At 71.3% G+C, this 24839-nt stretch carries 15 protein-coding genes and 1 pseudogene; 9 read left to right on the plus strand and 7 right to left on the minus strand.

Annotation, left to right across the window (positions count from 1 at the left end; all coding sequences use genetic code 11):
- Positions 1-200 (minus strand): isocitrate lyase/phosphoenolpyruvate mutase family protein (locus STRAU_RS31690; RefSeq protein WP_037663245.1); only part of this gene is annotated, 200 nt, incomplete at its 3' end.
- A gap of 494 nt (positions 201-694) precedes the next feature.
- On the opposite strand from STRAU_RS31690, the pseudogene STRAU_RS31695 reads away from it, so the two are divergent.
- The 4 genes and pseudogenes from STRAU_RS31695 to STRAU_RS31710 all read left to right on the plus strand — a co-directional run bounded on the left by STRAU_RS31695 (position 695) and on the right by STRAU_RS31710 (position 8456).
- Positions 695-2406: pseudogene (locus STRAU_RS31695) on the plus strand (ABC-F family ATP-binding cassette domain-containing protein).
- 10 nt (positions 2407-2416) lie between these two features.
- Positions 2417-4741, plus strand: a complete 2325-nt coding sequence (locus STRAU_RS31700) for an ATP-binding cassette domain-containing protein (RefSeq protein ID WP_016644496.1) — start codon at positions 2417-2419, stop codon at positions 4739-4741.
- Between the two features lie 160 nt (positions 4742-4901).
- Entirely contained in the window at positions 4902-5882 is a 981-nt protein-coding gene (locus STRAU_RS31705; RefSeq protein WP_037663247.1) for an acyl-ACP desaturase, read from the plus strand.
- A 102-nt stretch (positions 5883-5984) separates the two neighbouring features.
- Entirely contained in the window at positions 5985-8456 is a 2472-nt protein-coding gene (locus tag STRAU_RS31710; RefSeq protein WP_016644499.1) for a hypothetical protein, read from the plus strand.
- A gap of 15 nt (positions 8457-8471) precedes the next feature.
- Here STRAU_RS31710 and STRAU_RS31715 read toward each other — a convergent pair whose 3' ends face one another.
- A complete protein-coding gene (locus STRAU_RS31715) occupies positions 8472-8720 on the minus strand; it encodes a WhiB family transcriptional regulator (protein WP_016644500.1) in 249 nt (82 codons plus the stop codon).
- Between the two features lie 115 nt (positions 8721-8835).
- A complete protein-coding gene (locus STRAU_RS31720; RefSeq protein WP_016644501.1) occupies positions 8836-9627 on the minus strand; it encodes a VOC family protein in 792 nt (263 codons plus the stop codon).
- A gap of 323 nt (positions 9628-9950) precedes the next feature.
- On the opposite strand from STRAU_RS31720, the gene STRAU_RS31725 reads away from it, so the two are divergent.
- Positions 9951-11174 (plus strand): glycoside hydrolase family 64 protein, encoded by a 1224-nt coding sequence (locus tag STRAU_RS31725; protein ID WP_037663250.1) that lies wholly within the window; start codon positions 9951-9953, stop codon positions 11172-11174.
- A gap of 212 nt (positions 11175-11386) precedes the next feature.
- Here the strand turns inward: STRAU_RS31725 and STRAU_RS31730 are convergent, their stop codons facing one another.
- Entirely contained in the window at positions 11387-12439 is a 1053-nt protein-coding gene (locus STRAU_RS31730) for a LacI family DNA-binding transcriptional regulator (protein WP_037663252.1), read from the minus strand.
- A 13-nt stretch (positions 12440-12452) separates the two neighbouring features.
- Entirely contained in the window at positions 12453-15608 is a 3156-nt protein-coding gene (locus tag STRAU_RS31735; protein ID WP_016644504.1) for an NACHT domain-containing protein, read from the minus strand.
- Between the two features lie 226 nt (positions 15609-15834).
- Between STRAU_RS31735 and STRAU_RS31740 the strand changes: the two genes are divergently transcribed.
- Positions 15835-16383: a ricin-type beta-trefoil lectin domain protein gene (locus STRAU_RS31740; RefSeq protein WP_016644505.1), complete on the plus strand. Its 549-nt coding sequence runs from the start codon at positions 15835-15837 to the stop codon at positions 16381-16383.
- Positions 16384-16477: 94 nt separating this feature from the next.
- Here STRAU_RS31740 and STRAU_RS31745 read toward each other — a convergent pair whose 3' ends face one another.
- A complete protein-coding gene (locus tag STRAU_RS31745) occupies positions 16478-17524 on the minus strand; it encodes a multicopper oxidase domain-containing protein (RefSeq protein WP_037663254.1) in 1047 nt (348 codons plus the stop codon).
- A gap of 268 nt (positions 17525-17792) precedes the next feature.
- On the opposite strand from STRAU_RS31745, the gene STRAU_RS31750 reads away from it, so the two are divergent.
- A complete protein-coding gene (locus STRAU_RS31750; RefSeq protein ID WP_203227492.1) occupies positions 17793-20336 on the plus strand; it encodes a ThuA domain-containing protein in 2544 nt (847 codons plus the stop codon).
- Positions 20333-22570, plus strand: coding sequence for an OmpL47-type beta-barrel domain-containing protein (locus STRAU_RS31755; RefSeq protein WP_397893123.1), 2238 nt, complete (start codon positions 20333-20335; stop codon positions 22568-22570). Before STRAU_RS31750 ends, STRAU_RS31755 begins: the two co-directional genes overlap by 4 nt.
- Before the next feature lie 26 nt (positions 22571-22596).
- Here the strand turns inward: STRAU_RS31755 and ligD are convergent, their stop codons facing one another.
- Entirely contained in the window at positions 22597-23616 is a 1020-nt protein-coding gene (gene ligD / locus STRAU_RS31760) for a non-homologous end-joining DNA ligase (protein WP_016644510.1), read from the minus strand.
- Positions 23617-23690: 74 nt separating this feature from the next.
- Here ligD and STRAU_RS31765 point away from each other — a divergent pair, with 74 nt between their 5' ends.
- Positions 23691-24764: an ATP-dependent DNA ligase gene (locus tag STRAU_RS31765; protein WP_016644511.1), complete on the plus strand. Its 1074-nt coding sequence runs from the start codon at positions 23691-23693 to the stop codon at positions 24762-24764.
- Positions 24765-24839: the final 75 nt, after the last annotated feature.

A 24839-nucleotide genomic window follows, 5' to 3' on the forward strand; every position in this document is an offset into this window, starting at 1 on the left:
TCGCGGGGCAGCCGGTCGCCGTCGGCGGCGCCGAGCGCCCAGGCGAGGCCCGCGCTGGTGGTGGCGACGGCGGCGGCTCCGGCCGCCTCGACGACACGGGCGCTCGCGATGTCCCAGGCGTTGGGCAGGACGAGCGGGGTGCCGGGGGTGTGCAGGGCGCGGAAGGCGGTCGCGGTGGCGTGCTGGTGCTGGTTCGTCATGAGCGGTACTCAAGCAGGGCCGCGGGGGCGGGTCTGGCGAGAATCCGACATCTACGGCCGAGCCGAACAGCCACCCCGAACAGCCACGCGGGGGGGCGGCCCGACCACGCGCTCGGCACGCAGCGGAAAACTCCTTTGCGCGACCGCGGACCGAACCGGCACGCTTACGCCGGGCGCCATGCCCGGGCCCCGGCCCGGCCGCCGGGGCCCGGAAACCCGTTGACAGGGCCACACACCCCCTTTACGGTGTATAGCGCTTCTGTTGCCGTCGATCGGAGAAGGACGTTGCTCGTCTGAGGTCTTGAGACACCGCGTCACAGCTTTCGCGAACTCCTCGCTGTTCCCCGAGTTCGTCGAATTCCTCGCTGTGTACGTCGGGTGCGACCTCGGCACAAGAGCCGTCCGTCCGGCGCAGGGCCCTTTCACACGACCCTCGCGGTGTCCCGCACGCGTTGCCCCTCACCCGCGCATCACCCAGCAACCGCGAGGCCCGTATGTCTCTGTCCCCCACCACGTCCATCACCTGCACGTCGCTCGCCTTCACCTGGCCCGACGGGACCACCGTCTTCGACGGCCTGCAGGCCGCGTTCGGCCCCGGCAGGACCGGCCTGATCGGCCGCAACGGATCCGGCAAGTCGACGCTCCTGAAGCTGATCGCGGGGGAACTCACCCCGGCCGAGGGCGCCGTCCGCACCGCGGGCGACGTCGGCTACCTGCCGCAGAACGTCACCCTCGACACCACCCTGCGCGTCGACGAGGCGCTCGGCATCGCCGGCACCCGCGCCGCGCTGCACGCCATCGAGGCGGGCGACCCGAGCGCCGAGCACTTCACGGCCGTCGGCGACGACTGGGACGTCGAGGAGCGCGCCACGGCGACCCTCGCCCAGCTCGGCCTCGGCAACATCGGCCTGGACCGCACCACCGGTGAGGTCTCCGGCGGCGAGTCGGTGCTGCTGCGCCTGGCCGCACTGCTGCTGCGCAGGCCCGGCGTCCTGCTGCTCGACGAGGCCCGGCGTCCTGCTGCTCGACGAGCCCACCAACAACCTGGACCTGCACGCCCGCAGGCGCCTGTACGCGGCCGTCGACGCGTGGTCCGGAGTGCTCGTCGTGGTCAGCCACGACCGGGAACTCCTGGACCGCGTCGACCAGATCGCCGACCTGCGGGACGGCGAAGTCACCTGGTACGGCGGCAACTTCAGCGCGTACGAGGAGGCGCTCGCCGTCGAGCAGGAGGCGGCCGAACGCATGGTGCGCGTCGCCGAGTCCGACCTGCGCAAGCAGAAGCGCGAACTCGTCGAGGCCCAGGTCAAATTGGCCCGCCGCAAGCGGTACGGCCAGAAGATGCAGGACCAGAAGCGCGAGCCGAAGATCGTCATGGGGGCGCGCAAGCGGTCCGCCCAGGAGTCCGCGGGCAAGCACCGCATCATGCACGAGGGGAAGCTGGCCGAGGCCAAGGAGCGCCTGGACGACGCCGTCGAGGCGGTGCGCGACGACGACGAGATCCGCGTCGACCTGCCGCACACCGCGGTCCCGCCGGGCCGCACCGTCCTGACGCTCCAGGACCTGACGCTCCGTTACGGAGCGCGGGTGGGCGGCCGGTTCGAGCTGGGCGGGCCCGAGCGCGTCGCGCTGGTCGGCCGCAACGGCGCGGGCAAGACGCCGCAACGGCGCGGGCAAGACCACGCTGCTGCGGACCATCAGCGGCGAACTCGACCCGCTCGGCGGGGAGGCGACGGCGCACGTTCCGCTGCGCTTCCTGCCGCAGCGTCTCGACGTACTCGACGAAGAGCTGAGCGTCGCCGAGAACGTCGCGCGGTTCGCGCCGGAGGCCACGAACAACCGGGTCCGGGCGCGCCTGGCCCGCTTCCTGTTCAAGGGCGCGAAGGCCGACCAGCGGGCGGCCACGCTCTCCGGCGGCGAACGGTTCCGGGCGGCGCTCGCGGCGCTGCTGCTCGCCGAGCCCGCGCCGCAGCTGCTGATGCTCGACGAACCGACGAACAACCTCGACATGGCCAGCGTCCACCAGCTCGCGACAGCCCTGGAGAGCTACGAGGGCGCGCTGATCGTCGCCAGCCACGACCTGCCGTTCCTGGAGTCGATCGGCATCACGCGCTGGCTGGTGCTCGACGGGGCGCTCAAGGAGGTCTCCGGCCCCGACGACATCGCCCTGGAAAACAGGACAGAAGCTGTCGGGTATCCCGACTAGCTTCGCGTACATGCGAGATGCCAGTCACCCACCGCACACCCCGTCGGACCACCAGCACATCACCCTCACCGGGGCCCGTGAGAACAACCTGAAGGAGGTGAACCTGCGCATACCGAAGGGCCGTCTGACGGTCTTCACCGGCGTTTCGGGGTCGGGCAAGTCGTCGGTCGTCTTCGACACCATCGCCGTCGAGTCGCAGCGCCAGCTCAACGAGACGTTCACGTGGTTCATCCGCAACCGGCTGCCGAAGTACGAGCGGCCGCACGCGGACGCCATCGAGGACCTCGCGCCCGCGATCGTCGTCGACCAGAAGCCGATCGGCGGCCACTCCCGCTCCACCGTGGGCACGATGACGGACATCTACTCGGTGATCCGGGTGTTGTTCTCGCGCCACGGCACGCCGAGCGCGGGACCGGCCACGGCGTATTCGTTCAACGACCCGAGCGGGATGTGCCCCGAGTGCGCCGGGCTCGGCCGCACCGTGCGGCCCGACTACGACCGCATCCTGGACCCCGCCAAGTCCCTGGCGGGCGGCGCGATCCTGTTCCCGCCGTTCGCCGTCGGGACCTGGCAGGGCCAGACGTACACGAACACCACGGACCTCGACACACACAAACCCGTCGGTGAATTCACCGCCGCGGAACGGGAGTTCCTGATGCGCGGCGGCGGGCGCGGCAAGCAGGCGACCAAGGCGAGCAAGGTCAACGTCGACAACACCGGGGGCGCCCGCGACATCGACTACGAAGGGCTCGCCGACCGCTTCGAGCGGCTGTACCTGCACCGCGACCTGTCGGCGCTCTCCCAGAAGACCCGCGACATGGTGCAGCCCTTCCTCGTCGAGGGCCACTGCCCGGCGTGCGACGGCGCGCGCCTGAACCCGGCCGCGCTCGCCACCCGCGTCGCCGGCCTGAGCATCACCGACTGCACGCGCATGGAGGTCACCGACCTGATCGCGGCGCTCGGCCGCGTCGACGGGCCCGTGGCCGGTCCGATCGCCGGGGCGGCCGTCGCCGCGCTCGAACGCATCGAGGCCATCGGGCTCGGCTACCTCAGCCTCGACCGCGAGACGTCCACGCTCTCCGGCGGCGAGGGCCAGCGCCTGAAGATGGTGCGCCACCTCGGCTCCAGCCTGACCGGCATGACGTACATCTTCGACGAGCCGAGCGTCGGCCTGCACCCGCGCGACGTGGGCCGCCTCAACGACCTGCTGCTGCGCCTGCGCGACAAGGGCAACACCGTGCTCGTCGTCGAGCACGACCCGGACGTGATCGCCGTCGCCGACCACATCGTCGACATGGGCCCGGCCGCGGGCGCCGACGGCGGCCTCGTGGTCTTCGAGGGCACCCCGGCTCGGCTGCGCGCCGCCGACACCCTCACCGGCCGCTGCCTGCGCCGCTCCGGCGGCATCAAGGAACATCCGCGCGAGGCCGTCGGCGGCGAGTGGATCAAGGGGGCCGACCTGCACAACCTCAAGGACGTGAGCGTACGGGTGCCCACCGGCGTCCTCACGGCCGTGACGGGTGTCGCGGGCTCCGGCAAGAGCACGCTGATCTCCCGGGCCTTCCTCGAGCAGCACCCCGACGCCGTGGCCGTCGACCAGTCGTCCATCGGCATCTCGGCGCGCTCCACACCGGCGACGTATCTGGGGATCATGGACCGGGTGCGCGCGCTCTTCGCCCGCCGGACCGGCACCGAGCCTGGCCTCTTCAGCTTCAACTCCCATGGGGCCTGCGAGAGTTGCCAGGGCCGTGGGATCATCTACAGCGACCTGGCGTTCATGGATCCGGTCACGACGACGTGCGAGGCGTGCGCGGGGCGGCGCTTCAAGGAGGAGGTGCTGCGCCTGACGGTGGGCGGGTGCTCGATCGTCGACGTGCTCGACATGACCGCCGAGCGCGCCCTGGCCTTCTTCGAGGACTCCCCCGACACGGCGGTACGCCGCCGGCTCGGCGCCCTGCGTGATGTCGGACTCACCTACCTCACCCTCGGCCAGCCGCTGTCCACGCTGTCCGGCGGAGAGCGGCAGCGCATCAAGCTCGCCACCCAGCTGCATCGGACGGGGACCACGTACGTCCTCGACGAGCCGACCACCGGACTGCACATGGCGGACGTGGACGGGCTGCTCGCCATGCTGGACCGGCTCGTCGACGCCGGGAACACCGTGCTGGTCGTCGAGCACAACCTGGAGGTCGTCAAGCACGCGGACTGGGTCATCGACCTGGGGCCCGACGGGGGCAAGCACGGCGGCCGGATCGTCTTCGAGGGGACGCCGCGGGAGCTGCTCGGAGCGCGGGGGTCGTTCACGGCCGAGCATCTGCGGCGGGCGGTGGGCTGACCTCCGGTTCCGGGGCCCTCGGGCCACCCGGTTTCGGGGGCTCTTTACGGAGGGCTTAACCTACGGGTACGTAACCTACGATGGCGTAGGTACAAAACGCTCGCGGCTCCGTGCTACCCCCGGCGCCGCTTCCCCACCCCTCCCGTCCCCAGGAGCCCCCGTGACGATCACTTCTCCCCACCTCGGCAGCCCGGACACATGGACCGACGCCCGGCTTCTGTACGCTTTGGAAGAAGTGGTAGAGAAGGAGCTCAACCGGCATCTGGCCGTGGCCAAGGACTGGATGCCGCACGAGTACGTGCCGTTCTCCGACGCCCGGAACTTCCCCGGCCTCTTCGAGGACGGCGAGGCATGGGCCAAGGAGCAGTCGCCGGTCACCGACATCGGCCGTGTCGCACTCGTGGTGAACCTCCTCACCGAGGACAACCTCCCCAGCTACCACCACGAGATCGCCTCCCTCTTCGGCCGCGACGGCGCCTGGGGCACCTGGGTGCACCGCTGGACCGCGGAGGAGGGGCGGCACGGCATCGTCATGCGCGACTACCTCCTCGCGTCCCGTGCCGTCGACCCCGACCAGCTCGAGCAGTTCCGCATGGCGCACATGAGCGAGGGCTTCGAGTCCGACAACCGGCACTCGATGCTGCACTCCGTGGCGTACGTCGCCTTCCAGGAGCTGGCCACGCGGATCTCCCACCGCAACACCGGCCACCAGTCCGGGGACCCCGTCTGCGACCGGATGCTGGCGCGCATCGCGACCGACGAGAACCTGCACATGGTCTTCTACCGCAACCTCCTCAAGGCCGCCTTCGAGCTCGCCCCCGACCTCACGATGTGCGCCGTCCGCGACGTCGTCGTCGGCTTCCGCATGCCCGGCCACAGCATCCCCGGCTTCGAGCGGGCCGCCGCGCAGATGGCCATCGGCGGGGTGTACAACCTGCGCATCCACCACGACGACGTGCTGCAGCCCGTGCTGCGCTTCCTCAAGATCATGGAGATCCCCGGCCTCGGCCCCGAGGGCGCCAAGGCCCAGGAGGAGCTGGGCCTCTTCATGGGCGGGCTCGACGCGGAGGCGTCGAAGTTCGACGAGCGCCTGGCCGCGCGCCGGGCCCGGGCCGCGGCGCGGGGCGTCGCACCGAGCTGACCCCGGCATCGCGCGGGGCGCGCGGCGATTTACGGCCCCGCCCCGCGGTGCCATGGTGGGCAGACGGGCACAGCCGCCGTCGACCCCAGGGGGTGCACGGGCATGGCACGGACCCATGAGTGGATGTTCTACGAGGTCATGTGGCGCAGCTGGGCGGACCGGGCGCGGGTGCCGTACCCGGTGCCGTGGTGGGCGCAGGCCGCCTTCCGGCGCTGGAGCGACGACTTCGACGCGGGCACGTACGAGTCGAAGGAGGCCGCCTTCTCCTCGAACGCGCTGTACCGCTACTGGCACATGGTCGGCGTGAAGGACCACCGCCAGGAGTCGCTGATCGGCCAGGCCGGGGAGATCGAGCCGGTGTACGACAAGTACTGCCTGGCGTTCTTCCTGTACGAACCGGCGTCGGGCACCGTCAGCGTGCCGCAGCTCACGGAGTGCGGCACGGTCGCGCAGCGCATGGAGGCGCCGCACCTGCCGGTGGTGGAGACGACGTTCCGCACACCGGGCGGCGTGGAGTTCACGCAGCGGACGTTCGCGGCGCCGGTCGGGCCCCGGCAGCGGGACCTCACGGTGACGCGGCTCGCCGTCACCGCTCCGAGCGGCCCGCCGCGCGAGGGCTGGCTGTGCGCGGCCGTGCTGCCCGCGGGGCCGAGCGGTTTCCAGCGGCACGACCGCCGCGACCCGGGCACCACCGACCGGCAGCTGACGTTCCTCAGGTATCTGCCGGACGAGGCGCGGGTGGAGACCAACAGCGGCTGGGGCCCGGTGTTCGACACCGCGCCCGAGCACTACGGCGTCTACGGCAACCCGGACTTCGCGTCGGATCCGGCGGCGTATCTGACCCGCAGCCCGTTCCACGACCTGGCCGTGGGCGGCAAGCTCAACGCCGCGCTCCAGGCGCAGGACCAGGTCGCGGGGTTGTGCAGCGCCGCGTTCGCGTGGCCGTTCCGGGTGGCGGACGGCGAGGCGTTCGAGATCGCCGTGCGGCTGCCCGTCGACCTGTACAGCGGGGCCGGTGATCTGGCCGAGATCCGCGCCACGCCCGCCGCCGAACTGGAGGAGGCGAACCGGTCGTTCTGGACGGCGAAGGTCCTCGGCCAGGGCGTGCAGCCCGGACTCCCGGGCCCCGTGGCGCACTTGACCGATCTGTTCCGGCAGGCGCGCTCGCAGTTGCTGGTCCTCTCGGACCACGGCGAGATCCACCCGGGGCCGACGGTGTACGACTCGTTCTGGATCCGGGACTCCTCGGTGGAGGCGACGGCGTGCTCGCTCGTGGGCGACGCGGCGCTCGCGGAGCACCAGTTGGGCACGCACTACCCGCTGCGGTTCAACCGGGGCACGGGCCGGATCGGGCCGTGCGCCGAGTACGGCTTCTACGGCGGCCCGCACGAGCGGGACGACCGCGAGTGGGACAGCAACGGCCAGGCGCTGTGGGCGATCGGACGCTTCGACCGCACGGCGGGCCCCGGCGCCGCCTTCGGCGCGAAGCTGTACGCGCCGTACGTGATCGACGGCGCGCGGTGGCTGCGCGACAACCGGGACGCCTACGGCCTGCTGCACAGCGGCTGGAGCGCCGAGCACCTCGGCGAGCGCGACAAGCCGCACTACTGGGACGACCTGTGGGGCCTCGCCGGCCTGTACGAGGCGGCGCGCCTCGCCGAGCGCCTCGGCACCCCGGAGGTCCGCGAACTCTGGGCCGCCTTCGACGACTTGAAGCAGGCCACGGCGGCCTCGATCCGCTGGGTCCTGGCGGAGCAGCGGCGGCTGGGCGAGTGGGAGACGTACATCCCGACCGGGCCCGGGGACGTCGGGCGGCGCGACTCGACGATGATCGGCGCGGCCGCGTACTTCCATCCGCTGCGGCTGCACATGGGCGGCAAGCTGGGCGACGAGGTCGACCTGGCGGCGCGGTGCACGCTGGACACCATGTACGGCCGGTTCGTGACGGGCGGCTTCCGGCACGAGGCGGCGTGGAACGCGTACGGCCCCTATCTGACGCTGCAGTTGGCGCACGCTTATCTGCTGGCGGGAGACGCCGCGCGGATGGACGCACTGCTCGGCTGGACCGTGGCGGCCTCGCTGCCGCGCACCGACGACCGGGCGGTGGCGCTCGGCGCGTGGAACGAGCAGCACGCGTTCCCGATCGCGTCCGGCTTCGCCGAAGTCCCCTACCGCCACTGGTACATGGGCGACATCCCGCACGGCTGGGCGGCCGCGGAGTATCTGCTGCTCCTGCGCGACATCCTCTTCTTCGAGGCCGACGAGGACCGCGATCCGCATCTGTACGTCGCCCCGGGCATCCGCCCGCACTGGGTGCCGGACGGTGAGCCGGTGACCGTCGAGGCCGCGCCCACGCTGTTCGGGGCGCCCTTCGGCTACCGGCTCACGCACGACGCGGCGGCGCGGGCGGTGGCCGTGGACATCACCGAGTCACCGGAGCGGGTGCGGTACGTCTACCCGTGCCGTTTCGGCTCCGTGCGGGCGGCGTCGGCGGACGGCCGCGAGCTGCCGGTGTCCGGCGACGACGTTCATGTCCCGGAGGGCACACGGCGGTTCGAGGTCACGTACGCGTGAGCCACTCGGCACCCGTCACGCACGCTCCTGGCGCAGGCTCTGCCGTTCCTTCTCGGAGAGCCCGCCCCAGACGCCGAACCGCTCGTCGTTGTCGAGGGCGTACGCCAGGCAGGTCTGGCGCATGTCGCACAGGCGGCAGATGCGCTTGGCCTCGCGCACCGAGCTGCCGGGCTCGGGGAAGAAGAAGTCGGGCCCGGTCTGCGCGCACAGCGCCTGCTCCTGCCAGGTGAGTTCGGGCTCGGTCAAAGTGGTGTCATTGTGCATGCCGTGATCCTGGAGGATGGCGCGAAACAAGCGATCAACGTTCGATCAACGCGGCGCGCCGGGCGTTGCGGGACCAGGCAGCGAGGGGCTTCGCAGGGGGCCCTGACCTGGTGGCTCAGCCCTGCGACGGCTCCGGCTGCATCAGGGCGAACCGCGCGCCGTACGGGTCGGCGAGCTTCGCGAACGCGCCCACTCCGGCGAGGTCCATGCGCTCGGCCCGGACGGTGCCGCCGGTCGTGCGTGCCTTCTCCACCACCGCGTCGATGTCGGTGACGTGGAAATACGGCATCCAATAGACACCGGCTTCCTGCTCGGCCGGGTCCTGGTCGAGGGGCCACAGACCGCCGAACATGTCGTCCGGCGTGCCGCCGCCTGGATACACCATGGTGTACGACCCGCCCTCGAAGGGTTGGTTGATGGTCCTCCAGCCGAACACCGCGCCGTAGAACGCGGCGCCGGTCTCGATGTCCGGGGTGTACAGCTCGGTCCAGATCAGGCCGCCCGGCTCGTTCACCAGCTCCAGGCCCTTGTTCCGCCCCGGCTGCCACACGGAGAAGGCCACTCCCGCCGAGTCGGCGAAGCCCGCCATGCGGCCGAGGTCCAGGACGTCCATCGGCTCGAAGAGGGTGCGGCCGCCGGCCTGCTCGACCTGCTTGGCGGTGGCGTCCGCGTCCGGCGTGCAGAAGTACAGCGACCAGGCGGGGGCGCCCATTTCGGGCGTGACCGTCATTCCGCCCGCGGCGGCCTTGCCGTCGAGCTGGAACGTGCCGTAACCGCCGACTTCCTCGCCGCCCTTCTCGAAGTCCCAGCCGAAGACGCCGCGGTAGAAGGCCGCCGCGCCGTCCATGTCCGTGGTGCCGAGATCGACCCAGACCGGGGCGCCGGTGAGCGTGAGATCACTGAGCATGATCGACTCCTTTGTCGCGCTTGTCGCCTCACGAGTACGTCAGTTCCGAGTCTTGCACCGGGCACTGACAATCCGCGCGCGCTGGCCCCGGCCCGGCACACACCCTCGTGCCCGCCCCCGTGCCGAGCACCGCGTTTCGTCACTCTCCGCGCTCGACTGTCATCACCTTGTGAACCCGGAGCAGATTCTGAGAGCGCTCTCAGCAACATCTCTTGACGGCGCGATTTCACCGCAGCGACAGTGGGGCACGTCGACGCACCACCGCGCGCCCGGGCCGCACTCCTGCCCAACTCCCCCCACATTCCAGCCAGGAGAGACATACCGTGATATCGCGCCGAGTGTTCCTGACGTCGTCCGCGGTCGCCGCGGGCGCCCTCACGTACCCCGCGTGGGGCAGCGCGCTGAGCCCGGACGCCTCAGCCGCGCCCGCGACCTGTGAACTCGCACTGCAGAACAAGTCGCTGCCGGGCCAGGTCCGCGCGTACGTCACCGGCCACGAGCCCGGCACCGACCGCTGGGTGCTCCTCAAGCCGGACGGCGGCGTCTACCGCCCCGATTCGCCGTCGGCCCCGCAGACGCCGCTGCCCGTGGACTGCGCCATCCCGCTGGGCGCGGCGGGCTCCGCCCCCAAGGTGTTGACGCTGCCTCAGATGTACGGCGCCCGCGTGTACTTCGTACGCGACGACAAGCTGGACTTCTTCCTCAACCCGGGCCCCTCCCTCGTCGAGCCCGCGTTCGCCACCAAGGAGGACCCGAACTACGGCCGCACGTGGTCGTTCTGCGAGTTCACCTTCAACAGCACGCAGTTGTACGCGAACATCAGCTACGTCGACCTGGTGACGGCGCTGCCCATCGGTCTGACCCTCGAAGGCGACGCCAAGCACACCGTCGCGCCGCTGCCCGAGGGGGCCGTGGACAAGATCGCCGCCGATCTGGTGGCACAGGCCGGCAAGGACGGCCAGCCCTGGGACAAGCTGGTGATCCGCGGCGACGGCGGCGTGCTGCGCGTCATCTCGCCGCAGAACCTGATGGCCCCGCACTTCGGCGACCCGGGCAAGATGCCGTTCCGCGACTACTTCAACAGCTACATCGACCAGGTCTGGGAGAAGTACCGCGGGGCCGACCTGCGCATCGACCTCCAGGGCGGGCGGGGCGTGCGCGCCGGCCGGGTCTCGGGCGACACCCTCACCTTCGAGGGCGGCCACACCTTCGCCAAGCCCACCTCGAAGGACATCTTCACCTGCAACCACGGCCCGTTCGCCAACAACCCGGGCGACCCCGACGACAAGAAGGGCCTCCTCGCCCGCCTCGCCGCCGGGTTCAACCGCAGCATCATGCTCACCCACCCGTCCCAGCCGAACGGCACGACGGCCGGCGACTACTACCGCGGCGGCGTCACCAACCACTGGTCCCGGGTGGTGCACGCCAACTCGCCCATCGGGTACGCCTTCCCGTACGACGACGTACGCCCGGACGGGCAGCCGGACGTGTCGGGCGCGGCGCACGACGGGAACCCCCGCCGGTTCACGGTGTCCGTGGGCTCCTGATCCTCGGCGGACGGCGTCAGTAGGGCTCACGCCCGGGTGGGGTCGAGGGCCCCGCCCGGGCGGACGCAACCCGCCTGGCGCACGCGCTCCGTGAGGAACTGCTCCCTCACTGCCATGACGCGCGGGGAACGGGAAGTGTGACCGGGGCGCCGGGAGAATTTCTACGGGCGGTGGGCGGGGGGGCGGCAGAGGGCTAGGCAGACAGCGGGCGGTCAGGCGGACTCCCGTCGCACCAGCTCCGTGGGCAGCACCACGCACGCGCCGCCCTCGGCGTCCGCGTCCGCGCCGTCGGCTCCCTCCTCGTGGACGTCGCCGCGCAGCAGCATCGCCGCCATCAGCCGCCCCATCCCCTCGATGTCCTGCCGCACCGTCGTCAGCGGCGGATCGGCCTGCTCGGCCACGGGCAGCATGTCGTCGAAGCCGACGACCGCCACGTCCCGCGGCACCCGCCGCCCGGACTCGCGCAGCACGCGCAGCGCCCCGGACGCGGTCAGGTCGTTCGCGGCGAAGACGGCGTCGACGTCCGGGCGGCGGTCGAGGAGCAGGCGCATGGCGCGCTCGCCGCCCGCCGGGGTGAAGTCGCCCTCGACGACCAGGTCCGGGTCCGCCGCGGGCAGGACGTCGCGGTAGCCGTCGAGGCGGTCGACCGCCGATGTCTGGTCCAGGGGGCCGGTGATGTGCGCGACGCGGGTGCGGCCGAGCCCGACGAGGTGGCGTACGGCCTGCCGGGCACCGCCGCGGTTGTCGCAGTCGACGTAGCGCGCGCTGCCCGCCCAGCCCGGCCGCCCGCCGAACACCGTGGGCACACCGGCGCCGTGGATGATGCCGGGCAGCGGGTCGTCCAGGTGCAGCGAGAAGACGAGCGCGCCGTCCACATGGCCGCCCGCGAGATAGCGGCCGACCCGTTCATGGTCGTCCCGCCCCTCCGTCAGGAGCAGCAGGAGCTGTACGTCACGGGCCGTCAGTTCCTTGCTGATGCCCCGCAGTTGGAGCGCGAAGAAGGGGTCGGCGAACACCCTGGTCTCCGGTTCGGCGATGACCACGGCGACGGCGTCGTGGCGGCGGGTGACAAGACTGCGGGCGGCCCGGTTGGGAACGTAACCGAGCTCCTTCACCGCCCGCCTCACCTTCACCGCGAGCACCTCCCGCACCCCGGCCTCACCGTTCACGACCCGGGACACCGTCGCCCGCGACACCCCCGCCCGCGCGGCCACTGCCTCCAGCGTGGGACGGGCTGCTGCCTGCGGCACCTCGGAACTCCTCATCGACGGTTACCGATCAGGATAGTCCCGGTCCGCGGTCCCGCTCGTCCATGTCACGCCAGAGGACGCGCAGTTCGATGGGGAGGATGTCCCCCGCGAGGGCGTGGAACGTCGGGCCGCCGTCCGACCTGTGCGCGCCGCCGCGCCAGATCTCGCCGAGGGCTTCCTCCACCCACACGGGGTCGAGCCGCCGCCACTCCGCCGCGAGGCGACGCAGGAACATCTTCCTGAACCGCCGCCGGGTGACCACGTCGGCGATGGCGAAGCCGTTGAGGGCGAACCGCAGGCACGTGTCGAACGCCTCCGTCAGGTCGGCCGTGGGGGCGTCGTCGTCGATCAGCAGCCACAGGTGGATCATGGCGTTCGCGGCGGAGACGGGAGGCTCGGTGCCGTCGCCGAGAAAGGTGGTGACCGCCGTGTCCCACGTCCCGGCCAGCGGTTCGAGGCCGTGGACGACCGTGTCGTCGACCTTGTCGCAGAGGAATGCCGCCTTCTCGCGCAGTTCGCTGTTGTCGTACTGGAACCAGCACAGCCAGCCCCCGCCTCGAGGCCGGTGTTCGCTGCCGGGGGCATAGCCGTAGGTCCAGTACGTGTCCACTCGATCGGGCTCCGGCTCGGCGCCCTGCCGCAGGCTCAGCCTGATGTCCCGTTGGCCGTCCGCCCACAAGCGCTCGATCCCGAGCGTCGACACGAGACCGGTCCACGCCCCCTCCTGGCACTGCGACCGCCACAGCAGGGCCGAGCGGCGCCACTCGGACACGATGTCCTCCGCCTGCGGGAACAGCTCCCGCCCTGTGACCTGTCCCGCCGCGCCCACGGCGAGCACCAGCAGGTTCACGGAGTACACCGCGGGCCCGGTCGGCACCGGCAGCCGCTGTGGCACGTAGTCGCCGTACCGGCTGTCGTGCCGGTCCAGGAGCGCGTGGTGGAAGAGGTCGAGGAGCACGTCGTGCACCGCGCGGCGTCGGGGCTCCGGCAAGGCGCGCAGCCGTTCCACGGCGAAGGAGACCGTGGTGCCGCGCGTGGTGAGCGGCACGAACGACAGGAGCGCGTGCAGGAAGGCGTCGTCGACCACAGCGGGGCGGTTGCGGCGGGTACTCCGGCGCAGTGACGACGCGAGGTCGTCGAGCTCCTGTGTGACGAGCCGCGCGATCAGATACTCCCCGAAGGTGGCGTGCAGGAATTCGTAGGTCCGCAGGCGCAGCCCATCACGGCTGGCCCGCGATTCGTGCACGAAGTAGAAGTGGCCGAGCACCAGTTCCGCCCCGCTGAGCGTGGCGCGCAGGCCGGGAGAGGCGCCGGGGCGGGAGGAGTCGGGGCCCAGGGCGGACAGGTCCGTGTCGAGTTCGGCCGCGCCGATCCACTGCCGTCCTCGGTTGAACATCGCGAACGCCACCAGGGCGAGCTCCGCGAGCTGCCGCTCCACCGCGTCGTCGAGCGACTCCTCGCCGAGCGGCTCCCCGCTCTTGCGGACTTCCCGCGCGGCGAAGCTGCTGAGCAGCCGCTCGTAGAGCTCCCCTTCGCCCAGCCGTTCGCCGTGCCGCTGCAGCGCGTTCGCGTCCGCGTCGTACAGCGCGAGCATCAGCAGCAGCAACGGCTGGGACGCCAGTTCGCCGTGTCTGAGGGCGACTTCGGGAGCGAGGGGAAGGAGTCCGCGCGCGCTGAAACCGTCGGCGTTGGTGCGGTTCCACACCTCCAGCCACCGCCCGACCTGCCCGTCGCTGAACGGCTCCAGGTGCAGGGCGAGCATGCCCTCCGCGGGCCGTGCCCGGTCCGCGACGGCGGTGCGACTGGTGACGAGGACGACGACAGGCCGCCCCTGGCTCTCCTCCCGGCTCTGGAAGTCCGCCACCTTCATCAGGTAGTCGCTCTGGCTCACGCCGGTCGCCTGCAACAACTCGTCGAAGCCGTCGAGCAGCACCACCGGCAGCGCCCCGCCGCCCCGCCGGACCAGATCGGGCCAGGTCACGGACTCACCCGTGGCCGAGCGCACGGCCTGCTCGATCTGGGTCTGGAGGTCCGCGTCGGCGGCGGCGTCGCGCAACTCGACGCGCACGGCCAGGAAGTCGGCGGCCGGCAGCCGGGCCGCGAGGACCTGGGTGAAGACGGACTTGCCGGACCCCGGCTGGCCGAGAACGACCAGCGGGGCCCGGGCGGCCCGCGGTGAGGTCAGATGGCCGAGCAGGAAGTGGTCCAGGTCCGTGCGGACGGGGCACTCGCCCCACCACGAGTCCTCGGCGAACCGGTCGGCCGGACCCACTTCGGCGACCCGGAAGTCCGGGTTCACATAGGCCGCGCCGAGAACCGGCAGGCTCAGCCCGTCCAGGACGTCCCGTGACGTGAGGATCGGGCGGTTCAGGGCCGCCGCATGGGCACGCGCCAGGCCGGCGACCCACTGGTCCGAGGGCCGGTGGGCGGCGAGTTCCGCCAGCACCCGCCCCAGCTCCTCAAGGCCGACGGTCAGCGTCCGCAGCTGCGCCCTGGTGGCCCGGTGGTCCATGAGGCCCGCCCAGAAGGCGACTTCGGGGCAGTCGAGCGCCAACTGCCGGAACAGCTCTTCGTAGCGCGTGACGGCCCGGCCCGGAACCTCGCCGGACAGCGCCCGTTCGAACCGGCCCTTGCGGGTGTCGTCGAGCCGGTCCCATACGGCCATGCCCCGTACGAAGCGCGTCACTTCGACCGAGAGGCGGCGGTAGAAGTCGCTCAGCGCGTCGAGCGTCGCCTCGTACGGCCGGTGCGGTGCCGGCATCGGTACGTCCGCGCGCAACAGGCTCGCGGCCAGCGTCCCCAGGCGCCTGCTCGCTTCGGACTCAGCCCCGGCCAGGGCCGCTTGATCGGCGCTCGTGAGCTCCAGTTCCCCAACGTCACAGGGGAGTTCGGACTCGGCGAGCACCTCGAAGTACGCGGAGAGCACCACCACGGCGTGGGCCGCGGCCAGTCGTTCGCTGCGCTCGAACCGGGTGAGCCCACGCATCCGTTCGCCGAGGCCGTGGACGAGCCCGCCGCCGTACCGCGCCAGTTCGCCGCGGGCGTCGAAGAGGCCGGAGACGAAGCCGGCGCCCGTCGCCGACGACGCGAGCAACAGCCCTCCGGCCAGCCGGTCGAGCGCCGCGACCGTGCCCTCCCGCTGGCCGCCGAGCAGCCGGACCGCGTCCTCGTAGGTCAGTCCCATGCGCCCCTCGCCCCCACCTGACGCGACCGTAGGAGCGCCCAGCGTAGTCACGCACGCCGGAAGGGGAGGCGCCATCCTTCAAAGGCGCAGGGCGAGCGCCATCCCTCGATCTGGGGATGGTGCCCAGCTTCCGCCGTGCGCCAGCATCGACGCACGGAACGTGGCCGACCACGGCGGCGCCGGGCCCGCCGCCCGGGCCGCGGGCCACCAGGGGGATGGAGCACGCATGACGCCCGTACAGCGCAGGAAGTCCAGCCGCCGGGTCGGTGCCCTGACGGCGGCCGTGGTCACCGTCGCGGCCGGTGGCGTGCTCGCGGGCACGGCGCCCGCGCCCGCCCACGCGCCCCCCGCCGCTGCCGACGCCGGGAGTCAGTGGCGCAACGTGGCCAACGGCCTGTGCATGACCACGGCCGACGACCCCGCCAACGCCTTCCAGGGCACCGCCACGCTCGCGCCCTGCGACGCGGGCGACCCCCGGCAGCGGTGGAGGCTCGGGCTCGACAACAGCCGCGGGCTCCAGATCATCTCGGTCGGCACCGGCAAGTGCCTCGCCGATGTCGCCGGTTGGGGTCTTGCCTGGTTGGGCGAGTGCGTCAAGAACGACATCCAGCAGGCATGGCGCATCCCGCCCGGCCAGCCCGAGGGGCAGGTGTTCTCGTCGGCGGACGACGGGAAACGGCTGAGCACGCCTTACGCCGCGGGCACTTCCTATGTGACGGTGCGCGACGACCTTCCCTTCGAGGACGCCCGGTACCGCTGGTCGCTCATCCGGTGAGGCGATGCGGGCCCTCCGACGACAGGGGCTTCGCCGCCCCCTCGGACAGCCCCGCCTCGGACAGCCCTCCTCGGAGAGCCCCCTCGGAGAGCCCCTAGTGGTGCGCGTGACCCGAGGAGCCGCCCTCCTCGGACGTGCCCTTCGGCTTCTCCGCGCCGGTGTGCGGATGGTGCGGCTCGTAGTCCGGGATGGTCCCGTCCGGCTTCTTCACGAGGAACAGGCCCACCATCCCCATGTCGGAGTGGCTCTGCACGTGGCAGTGGTACATCCACGCCCCGGCCCCGACCCCCTCGCCCGCGATCACCTGGAAGCCGAAGGAGTCACCGGGGCCCGTGATCTTGTCGTCGAGGATCTGGCTGGGGTCGTCGGGGCCGGTGAGCAGGCCCGTGCGGTTGTCGGCCCAGCGGTGACCGTGGATGTGGAAGGTGTGGTAGTACTCGCCGTGGGTGATCGACACGAACTCGACCCGGTCGCCCACCGTGGCCTCGAAGTTCGGGCCGGAGTGCGCGGGCTTGTTGTTGATCAGCATGTCGTTGAAGACGACGACGCAGGTCTGGTCGGGCAGGATGTCGCCCTTGCGGCGCACGATCACCGCGCCGTACAGCCCCTTGCGCAGGCCGCCCGTGCCGTGTTCCGTGCCGACCACGTGGTCGTGGTAGTGCCAGTAACCGGCCGTGCCGGGGCGCCAGGTGCCGTCCTTGCGGCGGCCGGGCGCGTGCGTGCGCCAGGTGTAGGTGCGCTTGCCGCCGGGCGCCACGTGGGACTTGGTGTGCTTCGTGCCGTCGCTGGAGATCTCGTAGTCCATGCCGTGCACGTGCAGGCTGACGTCGACGTCCGTGGTGTTCTCGAACTCGATGTGCAGGGTGTCCCCTTCGTTGAGTTCGAGCAGCGGTCCGGGGATGGACGCCTTGCCCTTCTCCAGGCCGTAGCCCATCTGCCCGTCGGGAAGCTTCTCCGCGTACATCTTGACGCGCCGCACCTCGCCGCCCGCGGGGGCCGTCTTCGGCGGATCGGCAACGGCGCGGTCGGCGCGCGGGGCGTCGGCCGCGGAGTCCGACGCCATGGCCGACAACGATGTCACCCCCGCCGTGGCCGCCGCTCCCCCGACCAGCATCCGGCGGTTGAAGCTCCGTCTGTCCATGGCGAACTCCCCACTGCGATACGGAAACTGACGCTGCGTACGGACATGGCCCAGGGCGCACGAGGCACCGGATTCGGCCACACGCTAGCGGCAGGGCCCTGGTTTATCCACACGCAGGACAAAGGTCGTGCGAAGTGCTGTCGTAGCTCTTGGCTAGCCGTCGAAAGAGGGCTAGCTTCGTCGGCGCCAGCCGTCAAAAGAGGGCTGGCATCATCGGCGCCGTTGATGTATCCGCCGTAGCCGTGACCGACGATGGGTGGGTGTACTCATGCGGCTGACACCGCATCAAACGCCCCCAACCGTACGATGGTTGGGCAGAACCAGACAGAGAACCAAGCGCCGCGCCTGGGCGGCCGCCCTGGCCGCGGGGGCCGTCGCAGCCGGCCTCCTCACGGGCCCGGCCGCGACCGCGCGCCCCTTCCCGGAACCGCTCCCCGACGCGGAGGCGATGAAGACAACGATGTCACGCGCGCTGCCCGCTCCCCCGGGCGGCGCGAACGTGCGGGTCCTCGCCTTCTACGGCTCGGCGGCGGGTGGCGAGGAGTCGCCGGTCGTCGACGCCGCCATCGCCGCGATCGAGAAGATCGGCCAGTCGGGCCCGGCCGAGCAGCGCTTCACGGTGACGGCCACGGACGACCCCGCAGTGTTCACCAACGCCAAGAAGCTCGGCAAGTTCAACGCGGTGACCTTCGTGACCGGCGGCGGCGATGTGCTGGACGCCGAGCAGGAGGCGGGTCTGGAGGCGTACATGGAGGCCGGCGGCGGCTTCCTCGGCCTGCACGACGCGGCCCGCGCGGAGCCGTACTCGTCCTGGTTCACGGGCCTGGTCGGCGCCCGCCCGAAGGACGCGAGCCCCACCACCGCCCAGCGCGCCACCGTCGAGGTCGGCGACCGCCAGAACCCGGCCACCAAGGACCTCCCCCTGGAGTGGAAGCGCCCCGACAAGTGGCTCAACTGGGAGGCCAATCCGTCGGGTTCCGTGCACACCGTGGCCCGGGTGCGCGAGTCGACGTACAAGCCGGGCGCGGGCGCGAACGGCTGGGACCACCCGGTGTCCTGGTGCCGCGACTACGACGGCGGCCGGTCCTTCTACACCGGCATGGGCGGCACGGCGGACGCCTACGACGAGGCGGACTTCCGCGGCCATCTGCGCGGCGCCCTGCTCTGGACGACCCGCATCGCCCGCGCCGACTGCAAGGCGACCATCAACGCCAACTACAAGGCCGAGCGGCTGACCCAGCCCAACAAGCCGGGCCAGAACGACCAGATCGGCGAGCCGCACGGCCTGGTCACGGCCCCCGACGGCCGGGTGTTCTACATCGGCCGCGGCGGCGCCGACTCCTCGCAGCCCGTCATCACCGACTGGAACAACCCCGACATCGGCAAGGGCAGGGGCGAGATCCACGTCTACGACCCGAAGACCAAGCAGGTCACGCTCGCCGGGGCGCTCACCGTCTTCGGCAACAAGGGCGGCGGCGGTGAGCTGATCAAGGTCGAGGAGGGCCTGCTCGGCATTGAGCTCGATCCGAGGTTCGAGCAGAACGGCTGGGTGTACCTGCACTACACACCCCACTCGCGGATCAACCGCGACACGCACATGGCCGAGCGGTACGTCTCCCGCTTCACCCTCGACCAGGCCACCAACAAGCTGGACATGGGCAGCGAGAAGGTGCTGCTCAAGTGGCCCGTGCAGATCCACAGTTGCTGCCACTCCGGCGGCGGGATGTCCTGGGACTCCAAGGGCAACCTGTACATCGCGACCGGCGACAACAACTCCTCCGGCTTCAGCGAGGGCTACTCGGGCAACAACCCGCAGCCGAACTTCAAGGGCGTGTCCTTCGCCGACGCCCGCCGCACCTCCGGCAACACCAACAACCTCAACGGCAAGATCCTGCGCATCCACCCGGAGCCCGACGGCACGTACACCCTGCCCGACGGCAACCTCTTCACCGGCAAGGAGCCGGACGAGGGCGGCGGCAAGACGCGCGGCGAGATCTATGTGATGGGGGTCAGGAACCCCGCGCGCATCTTCGTCGACAAGAAGACCGACACCCTGTACGCGGGCTGGGTCGGCCCCGACGCCGGTCAGCCGTCGACGACCTGGGGCCCGGCGAAGTACGACACGTTCGCGGCCATCACGCACGCCTCCAACCGCGGCTGGCCGTACTGCATGGGCAACAACCAGCCCTACCGCGACCGCAATCTGCCCGACCCGAGCAAGCCGCTCGGCTGGTACGACTGCAAGAACCTGCGCAATGAATCGCCCAACAACGACGGCCTGGTGAAGATCCCGCCGGCCGAGCCCAACACCATCTGGTACTCGCCGCAGGGCGGCGGCATCGACTACCCACGCGACGCGAACGGCGTGCCGAGCTACAAGCCGGAGGAGCAGAAGCAGCTCCTGCCGTGGCTCAAGGGCGGCGGCCAGGCCACCATGAACGGCCCGGTCTACCGCTACGACGCGGCTTCCGCGAGCGCCGACAAGTGGCCGTCGTACTGGGACGGCAAGTGGTTCGTCGGCGACTTCTACGACGGCGACCAGCCACGGCACGCGGTGCTCACCGACCCGAAGACGGTCGGCAAGGGCGGCCTGCCGGTGCACGCCGAATCACTCAAGAAGATCATTCCGGTGGGCAACGACAACATCAAGAACCTCATGGACTGGAAGTTCGCCCCGGACGGTTCGCTGTACGTCCTGGACTACGGGCGCGGCTTCTTCACCTCGGACGCCAAGTCGGCGCTGTGGCGCGTGACGTACAAGGGCGGCGCGGCCACTCCGGCCGCGGCGGACCTGGCGAGGAGGGCGGGATGATGGGATCCGCTTCCCGCGGCAGGGGCCGGAGGGCTCCGCACCGCGGCAGGGTCTGGACGGCGCTCCTCGCCGCGCTCCTCATGGCGGTCGGCCTGACGTCGGCGGCGAACGCGCGCCCCGACAACACCGGGCTCGCCACGGCGCAGCAGACGCTCACGTGGACCGCGGACAACGACATATCCAAGTACAAGTCCGCGCCGGCGACGGCGGTCGCGGGCAAGACGACGATCGTCTTCGAGAACAGCGTGGCCACCGGCAACACCACCGGCATGCCGCACACGCTGACGTTCGACGTCTCCGACCCGGAGTACAACAACGACGTCCCGCTGAACATCCTCGCCAACCCCGGGGACGACCAAGGCGGCAAGCACACGGCCGAGGTCACCCTCACGCCGGGCCGCTACCGCTACTACTGCACCATTCCCGGCCACGGGGCGATGCAGGGCATCCTGGTCGTGACCGAGGGCGGCGGCGAGGACACCACGGCCCCGGAGACGAAGGCGCGGGTGGACGGCGCGACCAACTCCGAGGGCGCGTACGTCGGTTCGGCGACGGTCTCGGTGACGGCGACCGACGAGAGCGGCGGCTCGGGCGTCGACAAGGTCGAGTACGCGGTCGGTGCCGACGGCGCCTGGCAGCCGTACACGGCGCCCGTCGTCGTGAACACGGTCGGCACGCACAAGATCCGCTACCGGGCGTCCGACAAGGCGGGCAACGTGGCGGCGGAGAAGGCCGTCGACTTCAAGGTCGTCCCGCCGTCGACCGACGACAAGACGCCGCCGGAGACGTCCGCGACGGTCACCGGCGAGAAGAACGACCAGGGGCAGTACCTGGGCATGGCGACGGTCACGGTGGCGGCGTCCGACGCGGGCTCGGGCCTCAACAAGGTCGAGTACGCGCTGGGCGACGGCGTCTGGCAGCCGTACACGACGCCGGTGATGGTCCACGAGGTGGGCAGCCACAAGGTCCGCTACCGCGCCTCCGACAAGGCGGGCAACGTCGCCCCGGAGAAGTCGGTGGAGTTCACGGTGGTCACGCCGCCGGCCGAGGACAAGACGCCACCGGAGACGTCGGCGAAGGTCGAGGGCGACAAGAACTCGGACGGCGCCTACATCGGCAAGGCGAAGGTGACGGTCACCGCGACCGACTCCGGGTCGGGCGTGGACAAGGTCGAGTACTCCCTGGACGGCGGCCCCTATGTGGCGTACGCCGCGCCGGTGGTCGTCGACCGCGTCGGGCGGCACACCGTGGCGTACCGGGCGAGCGACAAGGCAGGCAACACCGCGCCCGCGAAGTCGGTGGCGTTCACGGTCGACGAGGGCGGTGGGGTTCCCGGGCCCAACTGCCCCGAGTACGACGAGCGGTTGACGGTCTTCGTCGGCACGGTCGACACGGGCATACCGAACCGGGTCACCAACAACCGGTGCCGGATCGGTGAGCTGATCGAGGACGAGAAGGACTGGTCGTCGCACGCGCTGTTCCTCAAGCACGTGAAGACGGTCACGGACCGCCTCAAGAAGGCCGGGGAGATCGACCAGCGCGAGTACAACAAGATCAACAAGGCGGCGAAGCAGTCGGGCATCGGCAAGCCGGGCCAGACCGAGGGCTACCGTCACCTCTTCGACGGCACGCAGAAGTCCTTCGCCAAGTGGCAGCACGTGGGCGGCGGTTCGTTCGGTCTCAACGCCGACGGGACGATGACCTCGGGCACCACGAAGAACGGCCTCGGCATGCTGTGGTTCCCCGAGCGCAAGTACGGCGACTTCTCGCTGAAGCTCCAGTGGCGCGACGACGCCCCGGCCGCCGGGAACGCCAACTCCGGTGTGTTCGTGCGCTTCCCGCAGGTCCACGATCACCCGGAGGAGTCTCGTCCGGAGTGGGTCGCCATCAAGTACGGCCATGAGATACAGGTGTTGGACCGCCCCGACGGCGACATGTACAAGACGGGGTCGGTGTACGGCTTCGACCGCGTCGGGCTCGGGGGCGCGGGCGTGACGCCCAAGGGCACGTGGAACGACTACGAGATCCGGGTGGTCGACCAGCACTACTCGGTCTACCGCAACGGCGTGCTCATCAACGAGTTCGACAACACCGGCGGCCAGGTCTTCGAGCCGCCGCGCGGCGACGACCCGGGCACGGACGGCCGCCGCTTCGCGTCCGGCTATGTGGGGCTCCAGGTCCATGGCGTGACGGACGTGGTGTCGTACCGGGACATCCGGATCAAGGAGCTATAGCCAACCAGCCCTGAACGGGAGCAGGTTCAGTCGTCGTCGTGCTTCGCGCGGCTCGGCTGGACCCGCTTCGGCTCTCCGGGCATCTTCGGGTACTCGGGCGGGTAGGGCATGTCGCCGAGCCCGTGGTCGTGCTCGTCGCGGTCGGCCTGTTCGAGGAGGCCCTCCAGCGAGAAGGCGTGCTCGCCCATGTCCTTGTGTACGTCGCCGACCTCGGCGAAGCGTCCGGGCATGGAGCCGATGTCGAAGTCGGTGGGCACCGCGTCGTCGAGCTCGTCCCAGCGCAGCGGCGCGGAGACGGGGGCGTGCGGGCGGGCGCGCACCGAGTAGGCGGAGGCGATGGTGCGGTCCCGGGCGGTCTGGTTGAAGTCGACGAAGATGCGCTCGCCGCGCTCCTCCTTCCACCACGCGGTGGTGACCGCGTCCGGCATGCGCCGCTCCAGCTCGCGGCCGCAGGCGATGGCGGCGCGGCGCACCTCGACGAACGTCCACCGGGGCGCGAGGGGCACGAAGACGTGGATGCCGCGCCCGCCGGAGGTCTTGGGCCAGCCGCGCAGGCCGAAGTCGGCCAGGACTTCCCTGAGTCCGTGGGCGGCGCGGACGGCGTCGGCGTAGTCGGTGCCGGGCTGCGGGTCCAGGTCGATGCGGAGTTCGTCGGGGTGGTCGGGGTCGGCGCGGCGGACCGGCCACGGGTGGAAGGTGAACGTGCCGAACTGGGCGGCCCAGACGACCGCGGCGACCTCGGTGGGGCAGATCTCGTCGGCGGTGCGGCCGCTGGGGAAGGTGATGGTGCCGGTGGGGATCCAGTCGGGCAGGTTCTTGGGGGCGCGCTTCTGGTAGAAGTGCTCGCCGCCGATGCCCTCGGGGTACCGCTCCAGGGTCGTGGGCCGGTCGCGCAGGGCCCGCAGGATGCCGTCGCCGACGGCGATGAAGTACTCGGCGAGGTCCCGCTTGGTGAAGCCGCGCTCGGGGAACAGCACGCGGTCGGGGCTGGAGAGCCGCACCTTCCGCTCTCCAGCCGTCAGCTCCACCGCCGCTCCGGCGCCCATGCGTGCCACGGTAGACGCGTACGGCAAATGCCGCACACCGGGCGATATGGTCCGCCCGGCGGGAGAATCGGGCCATGGATCTCCCGGTGATGCCTCCCGTGAAGCCCATGCTCGCCAAGTCCGTGGCGCGGATTCCGCCCGGTATGCAGTACGAGGCGAAGTGGGACGGGTTCCGGGCCGTCGTCTTCCGGGACGGCGCGGAGATCGAGATCGGCAGCCGCGGCACGAAGTCCCTGACCCGGTACTTTCCCGAGCTGGTCGGGGCGCTGGCCGAGCGGTTGCCCGAGCGGTGCGTGGTAGACGGGGAGATCGTCATCGCACGCGACGGGCGGCTGGACTTCGACGCGCTCACCGAGCGCATCCATCCGGCGGAGTCCCGGGTGCGGACGCTCGCCGAGCGGACCCCGGCGTCCTTCGTCGCCTTCGACCTGCTCGCCCTCTTCGACGAGTCGCTCCTCGACGTCCCCCTCAGCGACCGCAGGCGGCTCCTCGCCAGGGCGCTCGACGGCGTGAGCGCGCCCGTGCACCTGGCGCCCGCGACGCTGGACCGGGAGGTGGCGGAGCGCTGGTTCGAGCAGTACGAGGGGGCCGGGCTCGACGGGGTGATCGCGAAGCCGGTGGACCTGCCGTACCGGCAGAACGAGCGCCTCATGTTCAAGATCAAGCACGAGCGGACGGCGGACTGCGTGGTCGCGGGCTTCCGGTTCCACAAGAGCGGGCCCGTGGTGGGTTCGCTGCTGCTCGGTCTGTACGACGACGGGGGGACGTTGCAGCACGTCGGGGTGTGCGCCGCCTTCTCCATGAAACGGCGCGAGGAGCTGGTGGCGGAGCTCGAACCCCTGCGGATGGAGTCCGCGGCGGGGCATCCGTGGGCGGCGTGGACGGAGGAGGCGGCGCACGAGGGGGCGCGGCTGCCCGGGGCGGTGAGCCGGTGGACCGGCAAGAAGGATCTTTCCTGGGTGCCGTTGCGGCCCGAGCGGGTGTGTGAGGTCGCCTACGACCACATGGAGAACGGGGCGCGGTTCCGGCACACCGCCCAGTTCCGGGCGTGGCGCCCCGATCGGGACCCCGAGTCCTGCACGTACGCGCAGCTGGAGGAGGCCGCGGGGTACGACCTGGCCGCCGTCCTGGGCTCACCGCCGGCCTAGGTGCGGGTCCCCTCGCCGGGGGTGCCGTAGCCCTTGCCGCGCCGTGCTGCCACCGCTCCCCGCCGCTCCGCGGCG

This window comes from Streptomyces aurantiacus JA 4570 (assembly GCF_000414115.1).
GTDB lineage: Bacteria > Actinomycetota > Actinomycetes > Streptomycetales > Streptomycetaceae > Streptomyces > Streptomyces aurantiacus_A.